18 protein-coding genes and 1 other annotated feature are annotated in these 19,914 nt (G+C 34.2%); of the genes, 5 read left to right on the top strand and 13 right to left on the bottom strand.

The annotated features are described in order from the left end of the window. Nucleotides 1–35: 35 nt before the first annotated feature. Nucleotides 36–686, bottom strand: a complete 651-nt coding sequence (locus ACQKP0_RS11755; protein ID WP_427406035.1) for a GTP pyrophosphokinase — start codon at nt 684–686, stop codon at nt 36–38. Nucleotides 687–887: 201 nt separating this feature from the next. On the opposite strand from ACQKP0_RS11755, the gene ACQKP0_RS11750 reads away from it, so the two are divergent. From ACQKP0_RS11750 to ACQKP0_RS11735, 4 genes are all read left to right on the top strand, one after another. Beyond that, nucleotides 888–1,463 (top strand): CYTH domain-containing protein, encoded by a 576-nt coding sequence (locus ACQKP0_RS11750; RefSeq protein ID WP_427406034.1) that lies wholly within the window; start codon nt 888–890, stop codon nt 1,461–1,463. 10 nt (nt 1,464–1,473) lie between these two features. Continuing rightward, nucleotides 1,474–2,097 carry a lytic transglycosylase domain-containing protein gene (locus ACQKP0_RS11745; protein WP_427406033.1) on the top strand — a complete coding sequence of 208 codons (624 nt, stop codon included), beginning with the start codon at nt 1,474–1,476 and terminating at the stop codon, nt 2,095–2,097. Between the two features lie 223 nt (nt 2,098–2,320). Continuing rightward, nucleotides 2,321–2,722, top strand: a complete 402-nt coding sequence (locus ACQKP0_RS11740; protein ID WP_427406032.1) for a globin — start codon at nt 2,321–2,323, stop codon at nt 2,720–2,722. Beyond that, on the top strand, nt 2,719–3,591 hold the full coding sequence (locus ACQKP0_RS11735; protein ID WP_427406031.1) for a ClpXP adapter SpxH family protein: 873 nt from the start codon (nt 2,719–2,721) through the stop codon (nt 3,589–3,591). The genes ACQKP0_RS11740 and ACQKP0_RS11735 overlap by 4 nt, the downstream gene beginning before the upstream one ends. Before the next feature lie 1,075 nt (nt 3,592–4,666). Here ACQKP0_RS11735 and pepF read toward each other — a convergent pair. The 4 genes from pepF to spxA form a co-directional block, all read right to left on the bottom strand. Continuing rightward, nucleotides 4,667–6,484 carry an oligoendopeptidase F gene (gene pepF / locus ACQKP0_RS11730; RefSeq protein ID WP_427406030.1) on the bottom strand — a complete coding sequence of 606 codons (1,818 nt, stop codon included), beginning with the start codon at nt 6,482–6,484 and terminating at the stop codon, nt 4,667–4,669. A gap of 102 nt (nt 6,485–6,586) precedes the next feature. Next, nucleotides 6,587–7,774, bottom strand: coding sequence for a competence protein CoiA (locus ACQKP0_RS11725; protein ID WP_427406029.1), 1,188 nt, complete (start codon nt 7,772–7,774; stop codon nt 6,587–6,589). Nucleotides 7,775–7,885: 111 nt separating this feature from the next. Continuing rightward, nucleotides 7,886–8,545, bottom strand: coding sequence for an adaptor protein MecA (gene mecA, locus ACQKP0_RS11720; protein ID WP_427406028.1), 660 nt, complete (start codon nt 8,543–8,545; stop codon nt 7,886–7,888). A gap of 445 nt (nt 8,546–8,990) precedes the next feature. Next, nucleotides 8,991–9,386, bottom strand: coding sequence for a transcriptional regulator SpxA (gene spxA / locus ACQKP0_RS11715; RefSeq protein WP_427406027.1), 396 nt, complete (start codon nt 9,384–9,386; stop codon nt 8,991–8,993). A gap of 438 nt (nt 9,387–9,824) precedes the next feature. Next, nucleotides 9,825–10,067 (top strand) — a binding site (T-box leader). A gap of 43 nt (nt 10,068–10,110) precedes the next feature. Here spxA and trpS point away from each other — a divergent pair. Then, entirely contained in the window at nt 10,111–11,103 is a 993-nt protein-coding gene (gene trpS / locus ACQKP0_RS11710; RefSeq protein WP_427406093.1) for a tryptophan--tRNA ligase, read from the top strand. Between the two features lie 49 nt (nt 11,104–11,152). Here the strand turns inward: trpS and ACQKP0_RS11705 are convergent, their stop codons facing one another. From ACQKP0_RS11705 to opp4B (ACQKP0_RS11670), 8 genes are all read right to left on the bottom strand, one after another. After that, complete coding sequence (locus tag ACQKP0_RS11705) at nt 11,153–11,899, bottom strand: YjbA family protein (protein ID WP_427406026.1); 747 nt, start codon at nt 11,897–11,899, stop codon at nt 11,153–11,155. Nucleotides 11,900–12,061: 162 nt separating this feature from the next. Next, nucleotides 12,062–12,958, bottom strand: coding sequence for an oligopeptide ABC transporter permease (gene opp4C / locus ACQKP0_RS11700; protein WP_427406025.1), 897 nt, complete (start codon nt 12,956–12,958; stop codon nt 12,062–12,064). An 11-nt stretch (nt 12,959–12,969) separates the two neighbouring features. Then, complete coding sequence (gene opp4B / locus ACQKP0_RS11695; RefSeq protein ID WP_427406024.1) at nt 12,970–13,935, bottom strand: oligopeptide ABC transporter permease; 966 nt, start codon at nt 13,933–13,935, stop codon at nt 12,970–12,972. 35 nt (nt 13,936–13,970) lie between these two features. Then, nucleotides 13,971–15,689 carry an oligopeptide ABC transporter substrate-binding protein gene (gene opp4A, locus ACQKP0_RS11690; protein WP_427406023.1) on the bottom strand — a complete coding sequence of 573 codons (1,719 nt, stop codon included), beginning with the start codon at nt 15,687–15,689 and terminating at the stop codon, nt 13,971–13,973. A gap of 29 nt (nt 15,690–15,718) precedes the next feature. Beyond that, a complete protein-coding gene (locus ACQKP0_RS11685) occupies nt 15,719–16,735 on the bottom strand; it encodes an ABC transporter ATP-binding protein (RefSeq protein WP_427406022.1) in 1,017 nt (338 codons plus the stop codon). Beyond that, entirely contained in the window at nt 16,732–17,760 is a 1,029-nt protein-coding gene (locus ACQKP0_RS11680) for an ABC transporter ATP-binding protein (protein ID WP_427406021.1), read from the bottom strand. The genes ACQKP0_RS11685 and ACQKP0_RS11680 overlap by 4 nt, the downstream gene beginning before the upstream one ends. Nucleotides 17,761–18,007: 247 nt before the next feature. Continuing rightward, nucleotides 18,008–18,904: an oligopeptide ABC transporter permease gene (gene opp4C, locus ACQKP0_RS11675; protein ID WP_427406020.1), complete on the bottom strand. Its 897-nt coding sequence runs from the start codon at nt 18,902–18,904 to the stop codon at nt 18,008–18,010. 11 nt (nt 18,905–18,915) lie between these two features. Then, nucleotides 18,916–19,881, bottom strand: a complete 966-nt coding sequence (opp4B, locus tag ACQKP0_RS11670; protein ID WP_427406019.1) for an oligopeptide ABC transporter permease — start codon at nt 19,879–19,881, stop codon at nt 18,916–18,918. Nucleotides 19,882–19,914 lie beyond the last annotated feature (33 nt).

The raw sequence follows: 19,914 nt of genomic DNA, 5'->3' as shown, positions 1-19,914 counted from the left end.
GTATCACCTTCTCCCATATATGTAACATGTATTTATTATTCCATATTCTTTTTCGTTGTATTTTTATGCTTTTCTTTATTTTTCGTAAAAAATACTTGGGCTTCTTGAATTTCCTCGCGAATTTCTGACATTTCTTCATCAAGCAGAAAGGCAGCTTCAGCAGCACGTTGAAGACGCATTTTTATGTCTTCCGGAAATTGTCCGCGATATTTATAATTTAATGAATGCTCAATCGTTGCCCAAAAATTCATGGCCAGCGTCCTAATTTGAATTTCAGCCAAAATTTTCTTTTCACCATGAATTGTTTGAACCGGATATTCAATAACTACATGGTATGATCTATAACCACTTGGTTTATTATTAGAAATATAATCTCGGTCCTCAATAATTTTAAAATCATTTCTCATTCTCAATAGTTCAACCACTTTTTTAATATCATCTACAAACTGACACATCATTCTAAGTCCCGCGATATCTTGTATCTCTGTTTCTAATCGATCAAGTGGTATCCCTTTTTGAGTTGCTTTATCTAAAATACTAGCAATTGGCTTCACACGACCTGTTACAAATTCAATTGGTGAGTGGATATGCTCTTGTTCAAACTGTGTACGCATCCCTTTTAATTTTATCTTTAGCTCATCAACCGCCTGCTTATACGGGGCTAAAAACTGTTCCCAATGATTCACTTACCATCACCTCTAACTTACAAATCAGGAGTAACTGCTTTACTTTATATATTTATGCAAAATTTACCCATACATCAAAATTTTACTCCATTTATACATTCAATACCATTTTACCATAATAACTGATTGCGAACTAAAGATTATAATTGATAAAATGCTAACAAGGATTAAATGCGCAAAAGTAAATAAGGAGCGATCAAAATGAGCAGTGAAATAGAAATAGAATTTAAAAATTTATTGACAAAAGAAGAGTTTTATCGAGTAATTAATCAATTTTCTATCCAAGAAAATGATTTCATCGAACAAGAAAATCATTACTTTGATACTCAGGTTTTTTCCTTAAAACTTATCGGTTGTGCCCTTCGAATTAGAAAGAAAAAAGATTTTTATGAGCTAACATTGAAACAGCCTGCTAAGGTAGGGCTTTTAGAAACGAATGAAAGGATTGACATTGAACAAGTAGATCAAATGATAAGCCATGGAAAAGTGCCTGAAGGCGAGGTGAAAAATCGACTACAACAGTTAGATATTCCACTAACTGATCTGGTTTATTTCGGGACATTAACAACAAAACGAGCAGAAGTAAATTATTTAAATGGCTTACTAGTGTTTGATCATAGTTTCTATTTAAAAAAAGAAGATTTTGAGATAGAATATGAAGTAAAGGATAGAGACTTAGGAGAAAAAAAATTTATTTCTTTAATGAATCAATTAAATATTCCGATTCGCCAAACCGATAATAAGATTGTGCGATTTTATAAAGAAAAAGCTAAGTGAGGAATAAGAAATGACCACTATTAATCAAATGAAGATATTGCTTGAATTGCAAGCACTTCAAAGCTTTTCAAATTCATCAAACTTACAATCCGGCGATTCTAGTACGCTTTTTCAGGAATTATTGGAAGATGCATTACAGAGTGCCTCGAGTGTAAAATCAGGGAATAATACGGCAAATCTTTATGATTCACTGAGTAATTCCGCTCCAATAAATATTAACTATACAGTGAAGAATCCTGCTGAAAAAACAATTGCACCTAAAAATATTGAGGCGATTATTCAAAAGGCAAGTGAGCAGTACAGTCTCCCGCCGGAATTAATTAAGTCTATCATTCATCAAGAATCCAGTTTTCAATCAAATGCTGTTAGCAATGCAGGAGCAGCTGGTTTGATGCAGTTAATGCCTTCCACAGCAGAAAGCCTTGGGGTGACAGATGTTTTTGACCCTGAACAAAATGTTATGGCAGGAAGCAAGTATTTAAAAAATATGCTGGATCGTTATAATGGAGATATTGAACTTGCACTAGCTGCTTACAATGCTGGACCAGGTAATGTTGACCGTTATGGCGGTATTCCACCATTTAAAGAAACTCAAAACTATGTAAAAAAAATAACTGATCGTTATTATAGTTAAAACTGTTAACGTAAAGCGTTATTCATATGAATAGCGTTTTTTATTTTTACGTTTTTGTTAATTCTAGTTATTTACAAATTTTACTTAATCCCTTCTCTCATTGGAATATTTAATAAAAATAAGCAAAATATAAGAATTGAAAAAGCTATTTATTTGAGTTATTGTACTCCCACCTGCTAAAATAAACATACTATAATCATTTCATTTAAAAGGAGATATTCATATGGTAGAGAAACGTATTGTACCGTATGAGATAATTGGGGAAAAAACTCTGCACAATCTTGTCGATGCGTTTTATTATAGAGTCGCAAGGCATCCCGATCTAATCCCAATTTTTCCAGAAGACTTAACGGAAGTCGCATACAAGCAAAAACTGTTTCTAACACAATATTTAGGTGGGCCGCAAGTTTATACGCAAGAGTTTGGCCATCCAATGATGAGGGCACGCCATCTTCCTCATGAAATTACTCCAAAACGGGCAAGAGCATGGCTCTCTTGCATGAGTGAGGCAATGGACGAAATCAAATTAGATGGACCAATACGGGAAGAATTTTTTTCTAGACTTGTTCTAACAGCAAGGCACATGGTAAATAGCCCTGATCCAACAACAGGTGAAGAAAATTGAAAGATAATCTAATCACAAATTACCACTGTTGCTTTAATTCTGATAAAAAACCATTAGAAATTTATATGTTTATTGACCCATTATGCCCTGAATGTTGGGCACTTGAACCGATCATAAAAAAATTACAATTAGAATATGGTCAATATTTTCGTTTAAAACATGTTCTAAGCGGAAAACTAACAAGATTAAACTTAAGTGCTAAAAAACGTGAAGCAATTGCTCAACTTTGGGAGAATACAGCAAGCAGAACAGGGATGTCATGTGACGGAAGCCTATGGTTTGAAAATCCCATTTCAGCTCCTTATCGTGCTTCCATTGCTATAAAAGCAGCTGAATTACAAGGAAGAAGAGCCGGGATTCGCTTCCTTCGAAAAATTCAAGAGATGTTATTTCTCGAAAAACAAAATGTTTCTAATCTGGATGTACTTATTGAATGTGCAAAAAGCGTTAACTTAGACATTGATGAATTTTTAAATGATATCCATTCAGATAGTGCAGCTAAAGCATTTCAATGTGATTTGAAAATTTTAGTTGAAATGGAAGTTACTGAAATCCCATCCCTTGTTTTCTTTAATGAAAATATCGAGGATGAAGGGTTAAAAATTACTGGGCTCTATCCCTATGAAGTGTATGTGCAAATCATTCAAGAAATGTTGGAAGATCGTCCATCCCCTTCGCCTTTACCATCATTGGAGCAATTTCTAAAACGATTTAAGCTTGTAGCTTCAAAGGAAATAGCTATCGTTTATGATATGACAATCTCTGATGTTGAAAAAGAGTTAAAAAAATGGGTACTGCAGCAAAAAGTAAAAATCATTCAAGGTAAGTTCGGGACATTTTGGAGATATATCGAAAAAGAAGAGCATTAATTTCTAAAAGGAATTTGGCTATAAGGCTAAATTCCTTTTTTTAATATGCTCTTTTCTGAAACATTGTTGCTTTCTGTAACAAAGTAAAGATCGGTAGAGATTTTACGCAGTAAATATCTAGTAGGATTTTTACGGTTATTTACTACTTTCATGATGAGTATGGGATGATGAAAAGAACACGAAGCCAATTTATTTAAGGATGGGAGCTATTTCGAAAAGCAACAGGTTAAAATCGGCATTAGGATTTTAACAATCTAAGCGAAAACAGCCTTTTAATAAGGTTACAAGATTAGGAAAAGCTTTTAATCCTTGAGATTTACTAGTTCTAAAGGTAGACCTTCACTCTAGAAAAGTTATTCTCAAAAAAATTTTCCTTACCTATAAGAAAAAGGCCCTGTATATACAGGACCTTTTTCAACACGAACAAAGGGGATGGGAGAAATTTTTCACGGTCAAACAAAGGGGTATATGTTTGTTTGTGATCAACTTCACATCCTTAATATAGCATAATTCATCTTGTATGTGCAAGTTCATGTTAAGACTTTCACAATATTGTCAAAAACAAGTGATATTCTTCTCCTTTATTTAATATTTATATAGTATTAAGCAATAACCGGAAGGAGTTTTCAAATGCAAAAGTATGTTATTCCCATTTATTTAATTGTAATCCTCCTTGCTTTTTGTATAAACATTCTCGGGCTAATGAAACTCCTTCCCCTTTATGTTACATCTCCAATTTTGTTTATATCACTATTCATTTTTGTATATTATTTAAACAGTAGAAATCAATTCCGAGGGTTTCATTGATAAGAAAAGCGCAAGCGCATTGCTCATCGGCGTACGGATTTCGTAGTCTTCGACTGAGATAAAGGAGACACGGCGAGGGACGAGTCGATGTTGACTTATCGTAGGGAGAAGACGGAGAAATCCGCTAGCCGATAGGCGCTGGAGCTAGACACAGCCGACACTTTTCATGCCTAATATCCTTAGTAGATTTTATACTTTCTTACCTTTTAAAAAAATACTAACTAAATAAAAGGTCAGGCTCATTCGCCTGACCTTTTTATGTTATACACTACGATAATAAACTTTCAAGCTCATTAAGCTTTTCTTCAAATACTTTAAGCGCCTCTTCAATCGGTTCAGAGGTTGTCATATCTACTCCTGCTTTTTTCAATACTTCAATAGGGTAATCTGAACTTCCTGAAGATAAGAAACCAATATAACGTTCTACAGCAGGTTTTCCTTCTTCCAATATTTGTGCACTTAATGCAGTTGCAGCACTAAATCCAGTTGCATACTGATACACATAATAATTGTAATAAAAATGAGGAATTCTTGACCATTCTAAGCCAATTTGTTCATCAATGATAATATCCTCGCCGCCAAAATATTTTTTATTTAGTTCATAATATTCTTTTGTTAAAAGCTCAGCAGTTAATGCTTCACCATTTTGCTCTTTTTGATGAATAAGATGTTCAAATTCAGCGAACATCGTTTGACGGAATACAGTTCCTCTGAATCCTTCTAAATAATGATTTAACAAATAAATTCTTTTCTGTTCATCATCAATCGTTTTTAGTAAGTAATCATTTAATAGTGCTTCATTACATGTTGAAGCAACCTCCGCTACAAATATAGAGTAATCCCCATATGTATTCGGTTGATTCTTTCTTGTATAATAGCTATGAACACTATGACCAAATTCATGTGCCAATGTAAAAAGATTATTAACATTATCTTGCCAATTCATTAAGATATATGGGTTTGTTCCATATGCTCCTGATGAATATGCACCGCTTCTTTTTCCTTTATTCTCCTCTACATCAACCCAACGATTTTCAAAGCCTTCTTTCAAGATGCTTTGATATTCCTCACCTAATGGAGCAAGCCCCTTTAGTACAAGTTCTTTCGCTTCTTCATAAGGAATTTTCATTTCCACATCTTTTACAAGAGGTGTATAAAGGTCATACATATGAAGCTCTTCTACTCCTAAAACTTTTTTACGAAGCTTTACATATTTATGGAGAAGATGCAGATTCTTATTAACTGTATTTACAAGATTGTCGTAAACACTTTCCGGAATATTATTATTCGAAAGCGCAGCATGTCTTGCCGACTTGTATTTACGAACCTTTGCATTAAAGTTATCTTTTTTCACCTGACCACCTAATGTGCTGGCAAAAGTATTTCTAAAATTTCCATAGGTTTCATAAACCTTTTCAAATGCATCCTTTCGCACACGTTGGTCAGTGCTTTCTAAAAATCGTGAGTAACGTCCATGGGTAATTTGAACTTCTTCCCCATCTTCGTCCTTAATGCATGGAAATTCGATATCTGCATTGTTTAGCATACCGAACGTATTACTTGAAGCATTCATCACCTCAGCTGCTTGTGCTAATAATGCTTCCTGATCAGCAGACAAAACATGTGGCCTTTGAAGATTAATTTGTTCTAAAGCATGCTGATATAGTTTAAGTTCTTCATCTTCATTAATAAAATTATTAAGCTTTTCTTCATCAATAGACAAAATTTCTGGCACTAAATATGCAAATACACTGCCAGCCTCTGCTAATAAGCTTCTCATCCTGCTGTCTAAGCCCTGATAAAAAGAGTTTGCCGTATCTTGATCACTACGCATATGAGCATATGTATATAGCTTTCCTAGTTTTTCAGAAACTTCATCTTGAAATTTTAATGCATCATACAGGTTTTTCGCGCTTTCTCCAAGAGTACCTTTAAACCGATCCGCTTCTGTTAATAATGCCTTAACCCCTTTATATTCCTTATCCCAGGCATCATCCGTTTCAAATATATCTTCTAGCCTCCAAGTAAGTTCCTCGGGCACTTCATTTCGATTTGGAAGTGATTTTACAGATGTATTATTAGTCATTTTATTTCCTCCATTTCTTTCGAACTTCGAAATTCCATTACTCCTTTATTATTCTATTCAGAATAATAGAATCCTGCAAATTATTTGACTTCCCAAATAATATTATTTTAATAAGCTACTTCCTATTTCTTGCTCCTGCCTAACAACATCCTCTATATTGTTTGGAATGGGCAATGATTTATTCATCACATACTTACCTATCCTAATCTCGTTTATATATCCGAATTGAGATAATAACTTCAAATAGTGATAAATCATTTGCCTTTGAAAATTTATTTTTAGTATAGGAAAAATTCTCACTTCGATATCCCCAGCTAAAACTCGCTTTTCAAAAACTCCCTCAATCTTTGATAATGTAAATTCATCACCTGCCGTAAGATACATGATTCCATCGCTCCAAATATAATATTGCCATACAACAGGATGTGACTTGCAAACAGCCATAAAGTTAACAGGGATACCTATGAGAGGTGATAACAATAAAGGAGAGTGTCCATTATAGTAAGTAGATTGTAAAAATGGATCCTTAAAATTTTTTGTGTAGATTATTTTATTTTGGAGCCATTTTTTCCTTTCTGTATACCAATACTCATGATTAATTTTTAAATATTCCTTTGCTGGAAATTGAAATGGGAATTCAAGTTGTGATAGCGGGACAGAGGTTTGATGAGCTAAAACTTTTCTGGTTGAGAGAGGAGTTATGTGGGATAGGATGTTCAACTTTTTTGAAATTGGTGAGTAACTATAAAAATGCATCCCTTGTGTAATATTATACTGTGTAAATGACCACTGAAAATCTGATATCTGAAATACATTTTCTGTAAAACTAATTTTCTTTTGATATGGTTCACCACCCAATATCCAAATTGGAATAATATCGCAAGAAGCATAGCCAGAGCTCCTCGAAATCATTTCTTTAACAGGAATGGATGAACATTGAAATTCAAATGCATAAACTCGTCCGTTTCTTTTCACCAGTAAATCAGGCCGTTGTTTGATTCTGGGTAAATATTTTTCCATTTCAATGTCCATACCTCGTTTACTTAACCATGAATATAAATCGATTTTCCCTTGTAAATGAATCTCACTTTCTGGTTCTGAACTTGATACGCAGTTGGACAATGGTTGGTGGGCAAAATGAGGAATTTTGTAGATGCCTGTTTTTAAAATTACCTTTTCCCGGCATTGCGGACAGTAAAATGAATACCTTTTATAATTTAATAATTCATTTTTTGTGCGGCAATGGATTAAACAAACTGGCTTTCCATCATTTGTTAATGCCGTAAGCATTCCTTCACCTTCCTTTCCCTTAATAAAATATATTCAATCTTGATGGATATTTATCCTGCTAAAAAATCAAAAAAAATACCAATTTCACATTGAAATTGGTACTTAGCTTTCTTAATTAAAATGTTGATTTATTGTAGAAAATACATCTTTGTCAATGATTACATTTCCGTACTCTTGGAGACGATGTACAGTGAACGATGACTCTTCCCCGTATTCAAGCAAAATACTTAAAATGTTGTCAATTTCCTCTTCTTCGAACAATTCATCTGGAAATTCAACGTATAAATAATATTTATTGTTAATGGAAAACAACTTTGTCAAAATATTGTCTAAACCAGATCTCTTTGATAAGGAAATGACATCTTCAAAATCCTTGAAAGACATCATAAATTCCAAAATGTCATCCTCATCATCTTGGAGATGCTTCGATTGAAAATGTTCATCAAGAAATTCTTCTATACGCTCATTAATTGGTAACTCTTTCAATTTTTCATCCGGTATTGGAAGTTCAAAGCGTTGGCCATCATTAGATAGTTGTGCTTTTGTAACTAATACTTCTAACCCTTTATCTAAAGCTTGAACCTGAATCCAAAGCGGGCCTTCTGGAACAAATTCTTCTTCATTATGGATTTCATCCATCATCTCCCAAAAAAGCTCTTCACTTCGTTCACGGTCATACCATATTTCTTCACGATTAAATCCTCTTTCTTCTATATCAACATAAGAAATATAAAACTTGACTGTATTTTCGTTAATACGTTCGATTTCCATACATCAACTCTCCCTTCTATTTGAAAGTTATGAAGGGACTGTTCCCCCATATAAGGCCAGTGTATGATTAGTATTATATAATATTTTACACTTGTACTCTTATTTTATGATAAAAAGCTTATAATTGGAAATAAAAAGTCTACCCAATTTAAAATTCCACTTATACCTAAAAGTGTCCACAAATTTTTAAAGACACTATAAAAAATTCTATTGTTTTGCTAATTTTATCGGATTTATCGAAAATATTCAAGACTAAATTTTCAGTAAACATTTCCACAATACATAAAACGCCTTCATTCCAAACAATATGGGCATGAAGGCGTGAGTAAGAAAAAAACTATAAATTTTACAGTAGTCAGATGTTAGAAGTAAGATTAAAGAAATCCCGAATTGATGATTTCTATATCTATTAACATTTGACAAAGATTTTATGTTAAGATAATTCTTAATTAACCAACTTTTGAGCTTCAAGCAATTGATACGAACGTACTTTACGTGGTAAGAATCGGCGAATTTCATCCTCGTTATATCCAACTTGTAAACGTTTCTCGTCTACCATAATTGGGCGTCTTAATAATCCAGGATTTTTTTGAATTAATTTATATAACTTTTGTAAAGGGTACGTATCTAAGTCGACGTTTAGCTTTTGGAAAGTTTTTGAGCGTGTAGAGATAATTTCATCTGTACCGTCTTCCGTCATTCTTAGTATTTCTTTTATTTCATCTAAACTCAATGGTTCAGAAAAAATGTTACGTTCTTTATATTCAATATTATTTTCCTCAAGCCATGATCTTGCTTTTCTACATGATGTACAACTAGGTGAAGTGTATAATGTTACCATTTATCATTCACACTCCTTAATTTAGATTTTGTATACATAATCCAGCAAGGATTATTGATTTTTAAATTAAAATTACTTTAAATAAAAAATCTATATTATGTATTATACACTAATTACACTTCAATGAATATATTTTTTGAAAAAATGCTTCTTACAAAAATTAAAATTGTCAGCAATGTGACAATAGTCGTATTGCCAGCAACAGTATTTTTTTCCTAAAAACATGAATTAATTGAACCTTAAATTTCTTTTATTTATGAGCTATAACATATTCATTGATTATCAATCTCAATTGAAAATTCTTACCTTATTGTTCATTATTGATTTACATCTTAATATGTTATGAATTTAGTTTCTCATAGAAATATTAAAATTTGCTTAAAGTTTTATTGACTTTTTCTGAGAATTTAGATACAATATGATAAATTTTATAAACATTAAATTGCATTGATAAAGAGTAGTACATTTGATCTAGCTTTAATAGAGAGTTTGTGGTTGGTGTAAACAAACAAGCTGATCTTATGGAATGGACTTTGGAGCACCAAAAATGAAAGGCTAAGGCTTATTAGTTTTTGGCGTATATCTCACGTTAATGAGATTCCATGATCATTTACATGGAACTAAGAGGCTAATATTTTAGCACTTAGGGTGGCACCGCGGAATCAACCATTCGTCCCTATTTTTATAGGGACGAATGGTTTTTATTTTTTATACGGAGGGATTTATAATGAAAACGATATTCTCTGGGATACAACCTAGCGGAACTATTACATTAGGTAATTACATTGGGGCATTAATGCAATTTGTAGAACTACAAGATGAATACAATTGTTATTTTTGTATTGTAGATCAACATGCGATTACTGTTCCCCAAGATCGTTTAGTGTTGCGCCAAAATATTCGAAATTTAGCAGCTCTTTATATTGCCGCTGGACTTGATCCTGAAAAAGTAACCTTATTTATTCAATCTGAGGTTCCAGCCCATGCACAAGCAGGTTGGATGCTACAATGTGTCGCTTATATTGGTGAATTAGAGCGTATGACACAATTTAAAGACAAGTCTAGTGGTAAGGATTCAGTAACTGCAGGACTACTAACATACCCGCCGCTAATGGCTGCAGATATTCTGCTTTATAACACAGATTTAGTCCCTGTAGGTGAAGATCAAAAGCAGCATCTTGAGTTAACTAGAGATTTGGCTGAAAGATTCAATAAGAAATATAATGATATTTTCACCATACCAGAAGTTCGAATTCCTAAAGTAGGGGCGAGAATTATGTCTTTACAGGATCCATTGAAAAAAATGAGTAAGTCGGATCCTAATACAAAAGGCTTTATTTCCTTACTTGATGATCCAAAAACAATTGAGAAAAAAATTAAGAGTTCGGTTACTGACTCAGAAGGAATAGTGAAATACGACAAAGAAAATAAGCCTGGAATTTCTAACCTTCTATCTATTTACTCGATTATTGAAAACAGGCCAATTGATGAAATTGTTGCGCAATATGAAGGTAAAGGCTATGGAGAATTTAAAACTGATTTAGCTGCTGTAGTAGTTAATAGATTTTCTGCAATTCAAAAAAAATACTTTGAATTAGTTGAATCAGATGAACTAGATAAGATTTTGGACAACGGGGCTGAAAAAGCAAATAAGGTTGCTAATAAAATGCTCAAAAAAATGGAAAACGCAATGGGCCTTGGAAGAAAACGTAAATAACCGTCAAAAAGAGTACTCCATTCATAATGGTGTACTCTTTTTCAAGGTGTTAATTTACCTTCGGACCATGCTCCATTTCCCATAGTTTTTCAAAAAAGGGTTGTCCTTTAATCAAATTTTCACATAGGTTTACATGTTTTTCACTCCATCCACACTTCACTTCGTCATAAAGTTTGTTCCACACATCATTAAAATCCATCATTTGAATTTCCGGATAACGTTCTGGTGACCATTCTGTGTACCAATATCGGATTTCAGCCGCATTTTTTGAGGAATAAAGCTGATCCAATGCCATAAAAAGTAATTGTTTTAATTGTCTTTCTTTTCTTGTAAGTCCCCACATATTTACTGGTTCCGGAGATAAAATATGATGTTCCTTTTTAACATCGACTTTTTCAAATTTAAATTCTGCTGGTTCATGCTGTTCAATCATTTCATATACTAACTGCTCTTGACGTGGAATCAGTCTGCTTTTCCGAATCGGTATATTATAACCAATCGTATCAACGGCTAATATTCCCTTTCCATCAGTAACAACAAAGCAATATTCTAGTTGTACACGTTCATGATTTTTTCTTGAAAAAGCTTTTTGGTAAACATCATTCATTAATTCAGATGGTAACTCACTTAAATCATTTTCTATGTAATCGTATAATAAAGAATCAACTAATAATAATGGTACTTGATCTAATAATTCAATCGTGTCATCTCTTCTCCATTCATGAAAATGACAAATATTGTACCCATTTTCTTCCCCTTCAAACCAATTTACCCATACATCATGAAGATACAGCATTCGTTAACCCCCTTGCATCAACTGTTTGCAATAAGTATGGGCAGTTTTAAGTAAAATTATTCCTCCCTTTACAATTTAAACATTCAGTAATAGCAAGTCTACTAAATATCGATAAAGCACATAAAAAAATCCCAACCATTTTTGGCAGGGATCATGTTTCAGTTAAGATTTCGGATTTAATGCATCTTTTAAGCCTTCACCAATGAAATTAATGGAAAGAGTTGTTATTGTAATAATTAATGCAGGTGGAACCCAAATCCATGGTTTATATTGGAGTACATCTGGTTCATTTGCTGAAGATAACATATTCCCCCAGCTTGGGATCTCTTGAGGTACACCAAAGTTTAAATAACTTAATGCTGCTTCAAATACAATCATACTGGCGAAAGTAATACTTGCTTGTACGATGATCGTCGAAAGAATATTTGGCAATAGGTGCTTAATAATAATTTTTGATGAAGAACATCCTATTGATCTTGACGCTAATACATATTCGTTTTCTTTCTCAGCTAATATTTTACTTCTTACGATACGTGCGACTCCACCCCAGGTAAGAAAGCTGATTACCATAATTAAAACCCAAACACCATTAACTTTCCCAAATAAAATGGTATTTAATACGACAACAAATACTATGAAGGGGAAGTTAAGCACAAAATCTGTAAAGCGCATGAGTATGCTATCGACTGTTCCACCAAAATAACCAGCTATCGAACCCATGATCGTTCCAAATAAAATTACTAGAAATGTACAGGAGAGTCCTACTACTAAAGATATTCTTCCACCGTACATCAACCTGGTGAACACATCCCGTCCACTTTTATCTGTACCTAAAAAATGCTCAGATGAAGGGGATAATGACATTGTTTTTATATTTACTTTAATAATATCTTGTGTTGAAATAATCGGTGCTAATATTGATATTAAAGCAATCAAAACTAAAAATACTAAGCTTACCATAGCCAGCTTGTTTTTTACAAATTTTCGACGAGCAATGGCCCATGGAGAGAGACTTTTTTGTATTGGTTTTCCTATTAATTTATCTGTTACTACTTCCATGTCCATCCTCCCTAATCTAAACGTATACGCGGATCGACAACCCCGTATAATATATCAGCTATTAAATTCCCGAATAATGTTAAAAACGAGAACATCATTGTCAAGGTCATTAGTACCGGATAATCCTTATTGTTAACGGAATCAAGAAATAGTTGTCCAATACCCGGATAAGTAAAAATGGTTTCTGTAATAATTGCCCCACTGATAATTGACACAATATCAAATCCTAAAAAGGTAACGAGTGGAATAATTGAATTACGCAAAATATGTACATTGTATATTTTGCTTTCCTTTGTTCCTTTTGCTCTTGCTGTACGTACAAAATCTTTACGACTGTTTTCAATAATATCGTTGCGTAAAAACTGTGTATAACTTGCTGTACTTAAAAGACCTAGCATGAGTGCTGGTAAAATAACATGATGAATTTTACTTAGCCAGTAATCAAATGTTCCTTCCGTGAGAGTAATATCAACAGATCCATTAGAAGGAAATATGTTTAGTTGGAATGAAAAAAAGTAAATACAAAATACAGCAGCAACAAATGATGGGATTGACAGACCTAGATAGTTTACCCCGCCTATGAAATGGTCTCCGATCGTATACGGTTTCCTCCCAGCATACATGCCCATAAAAAATGCAAAAATATAAGTTAATAAAAGTGATGTTACTCCTAAAAAGATTGTATTAGGAATTTTTTCTCCTATCACATCGCTAACAGGTATTCTATAACGTACCGAATTTCCAAAATCTCCTTGAACAAAATCCTTTATCCATCTATAATATTGCTCATAAATTGGGTCATTATAGCCCAACTTATCACGCATATGTGCAATATATTTTGGATCTGTTTTGGTCGGATCTATTTCCCCACTGAAGGCGTCCCCTGGCATTAATTTTGCCAGGGTAAACACTACAATGGAGACAAGGAGTAACATCGGGATCATGCCAAGTAATCTTCTAAGGCTATATTTTAACATGCTTCATTCCCCTTATCTGCTACAGCTAAAAGTGATTATTTTTGATCAACCCACCATAAATGAGGACTATTTGTGCCAAGTGGATTAAGCTCTACCCCATGAACACGTTTGTTTAAAGCAATTGTTTGATCAAGTTCTGCGATAGGAATTACTGGTAATTCATCATTGAATAATTTTTGCCAATCAACATAAAGTTGTTTACGTTTTTCTTGATCTGTACCAACGATTTTTACATCAAGTGCATCATCAAGTAATTTATCAGAATCTTTATTCACCCAACGAGCATAGTTCCAAAGAGAATCTGATCTCCATAATCCTGATGGATCTGGATCAGAACCTGTACTCCAGCCACCGAAGAATACTTCCATTGCTTTGTCGGCTTTTTCTAACTTATCATAGTAAAGATCTACCTGTGTCATATTAACCTTTGTTTTCAAACCAACTTCTTCCCAATATTGAGCAATTTGCTTTGCACGAGCTTCGAAAGTTGGGTTTGCTGTTTTATAGTGACTGAAGTTTACAACAAATGGCTTTCCATTTGGATCTTCACGGAAGCCGTCACCGTCAACATCTTTGTATCCAGCTTCATCTAGCAATTGTTTAGCTTTTTCTGGATCATACGGATACTCATTTAACTCACTGTTGTCTGCAGCAATCCAGTGTGAAGATGGAATAGGACGGTTTACTGGATGACCTAAACCGAAGAAGAATGCATCATTCCACTCTTGTCGATTCATCGCATAAGCCATAGCTTGACGAAGCTGTTTATTATTGTATTTATCATAGTTTGCTACATTTTTCTTGCCATCCCACGTTCCAAGTCTAAAACCAACATAGTAGTAGGAAACTCCAGGAGATTTAAGGATATTGACATTATCTAGCTTTTTAATTTCATCATAGCTTACAGGTGAGAAGTCTGAGAAATCAACTGTTTGGTTTTTCAATTCCCCAACCATTAAGCTTGGATCAATTACTTTTAAAATGATTTTTTCGATATGAGGCTTACCTTGCCAATAATCATCATTACGAACTAACTCAATTGATTCACCTGGTACAATTTTATTAATCTTGTATGGACCTGTACCAATTGGATTTTGACGAACTTGAGGTGATTTCATCATGTCCTTAACTTTTACACCTTCAAATTCTTTACGGGACAGTGGGTAAGTCCATAAGTTTTCAAGGTTGTTTACACGTGCTTTGTCAAATGTGATTTCGATATTGTAATCGTCAATCTTTTTAAGACCAGAAATTTCCTGAGCTTTTCCATCATGGTAAGCAGGAGCACCTTCGATTGTTTGTACGTTAACATAACGTGGACCTTCATAATCTTTGTCTGCTAATGTATTAATTGCGAAGATCCAGTCATCAACTGTTAGCTCTTCACCATTTTGCCATTTAACACCTTGTTTGAAAGTGAATTTATACACTTTATTATCTTGTGTTTCCCATGAAGCAATATTTGGAATAGGCTTCATTTTTTCATCATATGTGATTAAGCCATCATCAATAAAATCGAGAACGGCAGAATCCGAAGCATTTCCATAGAAGTTAATATTGTACTTCCCTTCAGGAGCTGTATCAACAGCATATATTAATGTACCGCCATCTTTTGAAGCTTCCCCATTTTTTGTTTGTCCGTTTTTATTTCCTTCTGTTTTTGTCCCTGCTTTTTCCTTGCCTCCACAGGCAGCAAGAAACATTGACATCACTAACATTAGAGCTGCCAACAATAATATGGATTTTCTTTTCAATGTTTTTCCCCCCAAATATTTATTCTTCATTAGTTATAAAGTACACACGCAACTTTGTGGCCCGGCTTCACCTCCTTTAAAGCAGGTTTTACTTTCGAGCATTCCTCTTTTGCCACTGGACATCTAGTATGGAATGGACATCCAGATGGAGGATTAACCGGGCTTGGCACATCTCCCTGTAAGACAATTCGCTCTCTTCGCTTACGGGGATCTGGTTCCGGAATAGCTGAAATTAATGCTTGGGTATAAGGATGAAGCGGTTCAGCATATAAACTGCTTTTATCTGCGATTTCTACTAGATTCCCTAAATACATAACCCCGATTCTGTCACTCATATGCTTTACGACACTCAAATCATGGGCGATAAAAAGATACGTTAAATCAAATTCTTCTTGAAGCTCTTTTAAAAGATTCAGTACTTGTGATTGAACAGATACATCAAGAGCGGATACAGGTTCGTCTGCTACAATTAATTTTGGTTTTAAAGCTAATGCTCTTGCAATCCCGATCCTTTGACGCTGCCCACCTGAAAATTCATGTGGATATTTATAGTACGCATCCTCTGGCAAGCCAACCTTTTGCAATAGCTCCATTACTTCCTCTTTTAAATCTTTCATGCTTTTATTCGAAAAATTTCGTATTGGCTCAGAAACGATATCTCCGACCATTTGTTTTGGATTCAGAGAAGCATATGGATCCTGAAAAACCATTTGAAAATCTTTTCTAGCAAGCCGCAATTCTTTTCCGCGGAGATGGGTAATATCTTTTCCATCAAATACTATCTTTCCAGAGGTTGGACTTAACAGCTTTAAAATTGTTCTTCCAGCAGTCGATTTTCCGCAGCCAGACTCACCAACTAGTCCGAGAGTTTCACCTTTATTAATTTCAAAACTGATATCATCCACTGCTTTTACTTGGGCAATTGTTCTCTTAAAAAAACCGCCTTTAACAGGGTAATAGGTTTTAAGATTTTGAATTTTTAATAGTTTATTAGAATTAGTTTCTGTTTCTTTTACATCTTTATTGATTGCTGTTTGACTGCTCATTGAACATTCGACCCCTCTTTCGGCTTGCTTGTTTCATAGAGCAAGCATGAAACCTCATGGCCTGCTACGGTTTCAGCAAGCTGAGGAGTAATCATTTTACATTCTGGCATAGCCTTCGGACACCTATTCGCAAAGCGGCATCCTACTTGCGGCATATTTTTAAGCGAAGGTACAATGCCCTCTATGGAGCTAAGAACTTCGACATCTTCATCCATTTTTGGGATCGCACCCATTAAAAGCTCAGTATATGGATGCTTCGGATTATGGAATAACGTATCGACATCTGTTCTTTCGACGATTTTACCAGCATACATTACAATAACTTGATCACACATCTCCGCAACAACACCCAAATCATGGGTAATTAAGATGATGGCCATATTATTGATTTCTTGAATTTCTTTTAATAAATCAAGAATTTGTGCTTGGACAGTTACATCCAGAGCTGTTGTCGGTTCGTCCGCAATAAGCAGCTTTGGCTGACACGCAATAGCAATGGCTATCATAACACGCTGTCTCATTCCACCTGATAATTGATGTGGATATTCATCGACAATTTTTTCAGGACGAGAAATCCCAACACTCTTCAATAATGCGATTGCTTTTAATTTAGCTTCCTTTTTTGTTATATTCATATGATTGAAGAGGGTTTCCTGAAGCTGATAACCGATGGTAAAAACCGGATTTAACGAGGTCATTGGCTCTTGGAAAATCATCGAAACGTCTTTTCCTCGTATCTTATTCATTTCTTTATCGGATAATTTCTCTAAGTTTTTTCCTTCAAAGACAACCTCACCACTTCGAATCGATCCGATTCCTTTAGGTAAAAGCTTCATAACTGACAAAGACATAACACTTTTGCCGCATCCGGATTCACCTACAACACCAATAATTTGTTTTGGTTTCACACTAAAGGATACATCGTCTACTGCATTGTATAATTCTCCATCTATTTGAAAAGCTGTTTGTAAGTTTTTCACTTCTATTATTGGAGTTAAACTATCAAAGTTTGCTTTTGTGCTCATCGATACACCTCAAACCCTTTTTAATTATTCTGAAAGTTATTATATTTGAATAAAATATTATTACAATACAGTTACAATTGCAAGACTTTTTTAAAATTTACGATTAGAATGAACCTTGGATATATTAAAACAAAGGGAATGCGAAGTAAAATAAAGACTAAAAAAAGGGAAAGATTAGGGGGAAAGTGAGCTTTTAATGTTAAAATACAAAAAAAATTCCCACCAAATTTGGTTGGGAATTTTTTTTTTATGATTTCGGATTTAATGCATCTTTTAAGCCTTCACCAATAAAGTTAATGGAAAGAGTTGTTATTGTAATAATTAATGCAGGTGGAACCCAAATCCATGGTTTGTATTGAAGTACATCTGGTTCATTTGCTGAAGAAAGCATATTCCCCCAGCTAGGAATTTCTTGTGGTACACCAAAGTTTAGGTAACTTAATGCTGCTTCGGCTACAATCATACCGGCGAAAGTGATACTAGCTTGTACGATGATCGTAGACAAAATATTTGGCAATAGGTGTTTAATAATAATTTTTGATGAAGAACAACCTATTGATATAGAAGCCAGCACATATTCATTTTCTTTTTCAGCTAATATTTTACTTCTTACGATACGCGCGACTCCACCCCAGCTAAGAAAGCTGATGACTATAATTAATACCCAAACACCATTTACCTTTCCAAATAAAATAGTATTTAACACGATAACAAATACAAAAAATGGAAAGTTCAGTACAAAGTCTGTAAAGCGCATAAGTATGCTATCGACTGCTCCACCAAAATAACCAGCTATCGAACCAACGATCGTTCCGAAGGAAATTACTAGAAATGTACAGGAAAGTCCTACCAATAAAGAAATTCTTCCACCGTACATCAACCTGGTGAAAACATCTCGTCCACTTTTATCCGTACCTAAAAAATGCTCAGATGAAGGGGATAATGACATTGTTTTTATGTTTACTTTAACAATATCTTGTGTTGAAATAATTGGTGCTAATATTGAAATTAAACCAATCAAAACTAAAAATCCTAAACTCACCATAGCCAGCTTATTTTTTACAAATTTTCGACGAGCAATGGCCCATGGAGAGAGACTTTTTTGTATTGGTTTTTCTATTAATTTATCTGTTACTACTTCCATGTCCATCCTCCTTAATCTAAACGTATACGCGGATCGACTACCCCGTATAATATATCAGCTATTAAATTCCCGAATAATGTTAAAAACGAGAACATCATTGTCAAGGTCATTAGTACCGGATAATCCTTATTGTTAACAGACTCAAGAAATAGTTGTCCAATACCCGGATAAGTAAAAATGGTTTCTGTAATAATTGCCCCACTGATGATTGACACAATATCAAATCCTAAAAAGGTAACGAGTGGAATAATTGAATTGCGCAAAATATGAACATTGTATATTTTGCTTTCCTTTGTTCCTTTTGCTCTTGCTGTACGTACAAAATCTTTACGACTGTTTTCAATAATATCGTTACGTAAAAACTGTGTATAACTTGCTGTACTTAAAAGACCTAACATTAGTGCTGGTAAAATAACATGATGTATTTTACTTAGCCAGTAATCAAATGTTCCTTCCGTGACAGTAATATCAACGGATCCATTGGAAGGAAAAATGTTTAATTGGAATGAAAAGAAGTAAATACAAAATACAGCAGCAACAAATGATGGGATTGACAGACCGAGATAGTTTACCCCGCCAATGAAGTGGTCTCCAATCGTATACGGCTTCCTCCCAGCATAACTGCCCATAAAAAATGCAAAAATATAAGTTAATAAAAGTGAGGTCAATCCTAAAAAGATTGTATTAGGAATTTTTTCACCTATCACTTCGGTCACAGGTATTTTATAACGTGCTGACTTCCCAAAATCTCCTTTAACAAAATCCGAAATCCAGTGATAGTATTGAACATAAACCGGGTCATTATAACCGAGCTTTTCGCGCATATGTTCAATATATTTTGGATCTGTATTGTTCGGATCTATTTCCCCACTGAAGGCATCCCCTGGCATTAATTTCGCCAGGGTAAACACAACAATGGAGATAAGGAGCAACATTGGGATCATGCCAAGTAATCTTCTAAGGCTATATTTCAACATATGCATTCCCCTTATCTGTTACAGCTTAAAGTG

This window comes from Heyndrickxia sp. NPDC080065, from assembly GCF_050281185.1.
Lineage (GTDB): Bacteria > Bacillota > Bacilli > Bacillales > Bacillaceae_C > Heyndrickxia.
The sequence above is the reverse complement of the archived record's forward strand: the minus strand, read 5'-3'. Positions and strand labels throughout refer to the sequence as shown.

Excerpts from the sequence above, each read along its gene's own strand:
- ACQKP0_RS11750 (WP_427406034.1), top strand. The coding sequence starts at position 888 with ATGAGCAGTGAAATAGAAATAGAATTTAAAAATTTATTGACAAAAGAA.
- ACQKP0_RS11745 (WP_427406033.1), top strand. The coding sequence starts at position 1,474 with ATGACCACTATTAATCAAATGAAGATATTGCTTGAATTGCAAGCACTT.
- ACQKP0_RS11740 (WP_427406032.1), top strand. The coding sequence starts at position 2,321 with ATGGTAGAGAAACGTATTGTACCGTATGAGATAATTGGGGAAAAAACT.
- pepF (WP_427406030.1), bottom strand. The coding sequence starts at position 6,484 with ATGACTAATAATACATCTGTAAAATCACTTCCAAATCGAAATGAAGTG.
- ACQKP0_RS11725 (WP_427406029.1), bottom strand. The coding sequence starts at position 7,774 with ATGCTTACGGCATTAACAAATGATGGAAAGCCAGTTTGTTTAATCCAT.
- mecA (WP_427406028.1), bottom strand. The coding sequence starts at position 8,545 with ATGGAAATCGAACGTATTAACGAAAATACAGTCAAGTTTTATATTTCT.
- spxA (WP_427406027.1), bottom strand. The coding sequence starts at position 9,386 with ATGGTAACATTATACACTTCACCTAGTTGTACATCATGTAGAAAAGCA.
- ACQKP0_RS11705 (WP_427406026.1), bottom strand. The coding sequence starts at position 11,899 with ATGCTGTATCTTCATGATGTATGGGTAAATTGGTTTGAAGGGGAAGAA.
- opp4C (WP_427406025.1), bottom strand. The coding sequence starts at position 12,958 with ATGGAAGTAGTAACAGATAAATTAATAGGAAAACCAATACAAAAAAGT.
- opp4B (WP_427406024.1), bottom strand. The coding sequence starts at position 13,935 with ATGTTAAAATATAGCCTTAGAAGATTACTTGGCATGATCCCGATGTTA.
- ACQKP0_RS11685 (WP_427406022.1), bottom strand. The coding sequence starts at position 16,735 with ATGAGCAGTCAAACAGCAATCAATAAAGATGTAAAAGAAACAGAAACT.
- ACQKP0_RS11680 (WP_427406021.1), bottom strand. The coding sequence starts at position 17,760 with ATGAGCACAAAAGCAAACTTTGATAGTTTAACTCCAATAATAGAAGTG.
- opp4C (WP_427406020.1), bottom strand. The coding sequence starts at position 18,904 with ATGGAAGTAGTAACAGATAAATTAATAGAAAAACCAATACAAAAAAGT.
- opp4B (WP_427406019.1), bottom strand. The coding sequence starts at position 19,881 with ATGTTGAAATATAGCCTTAGAAGATTACTTGGCATGATCCCAATGTTG.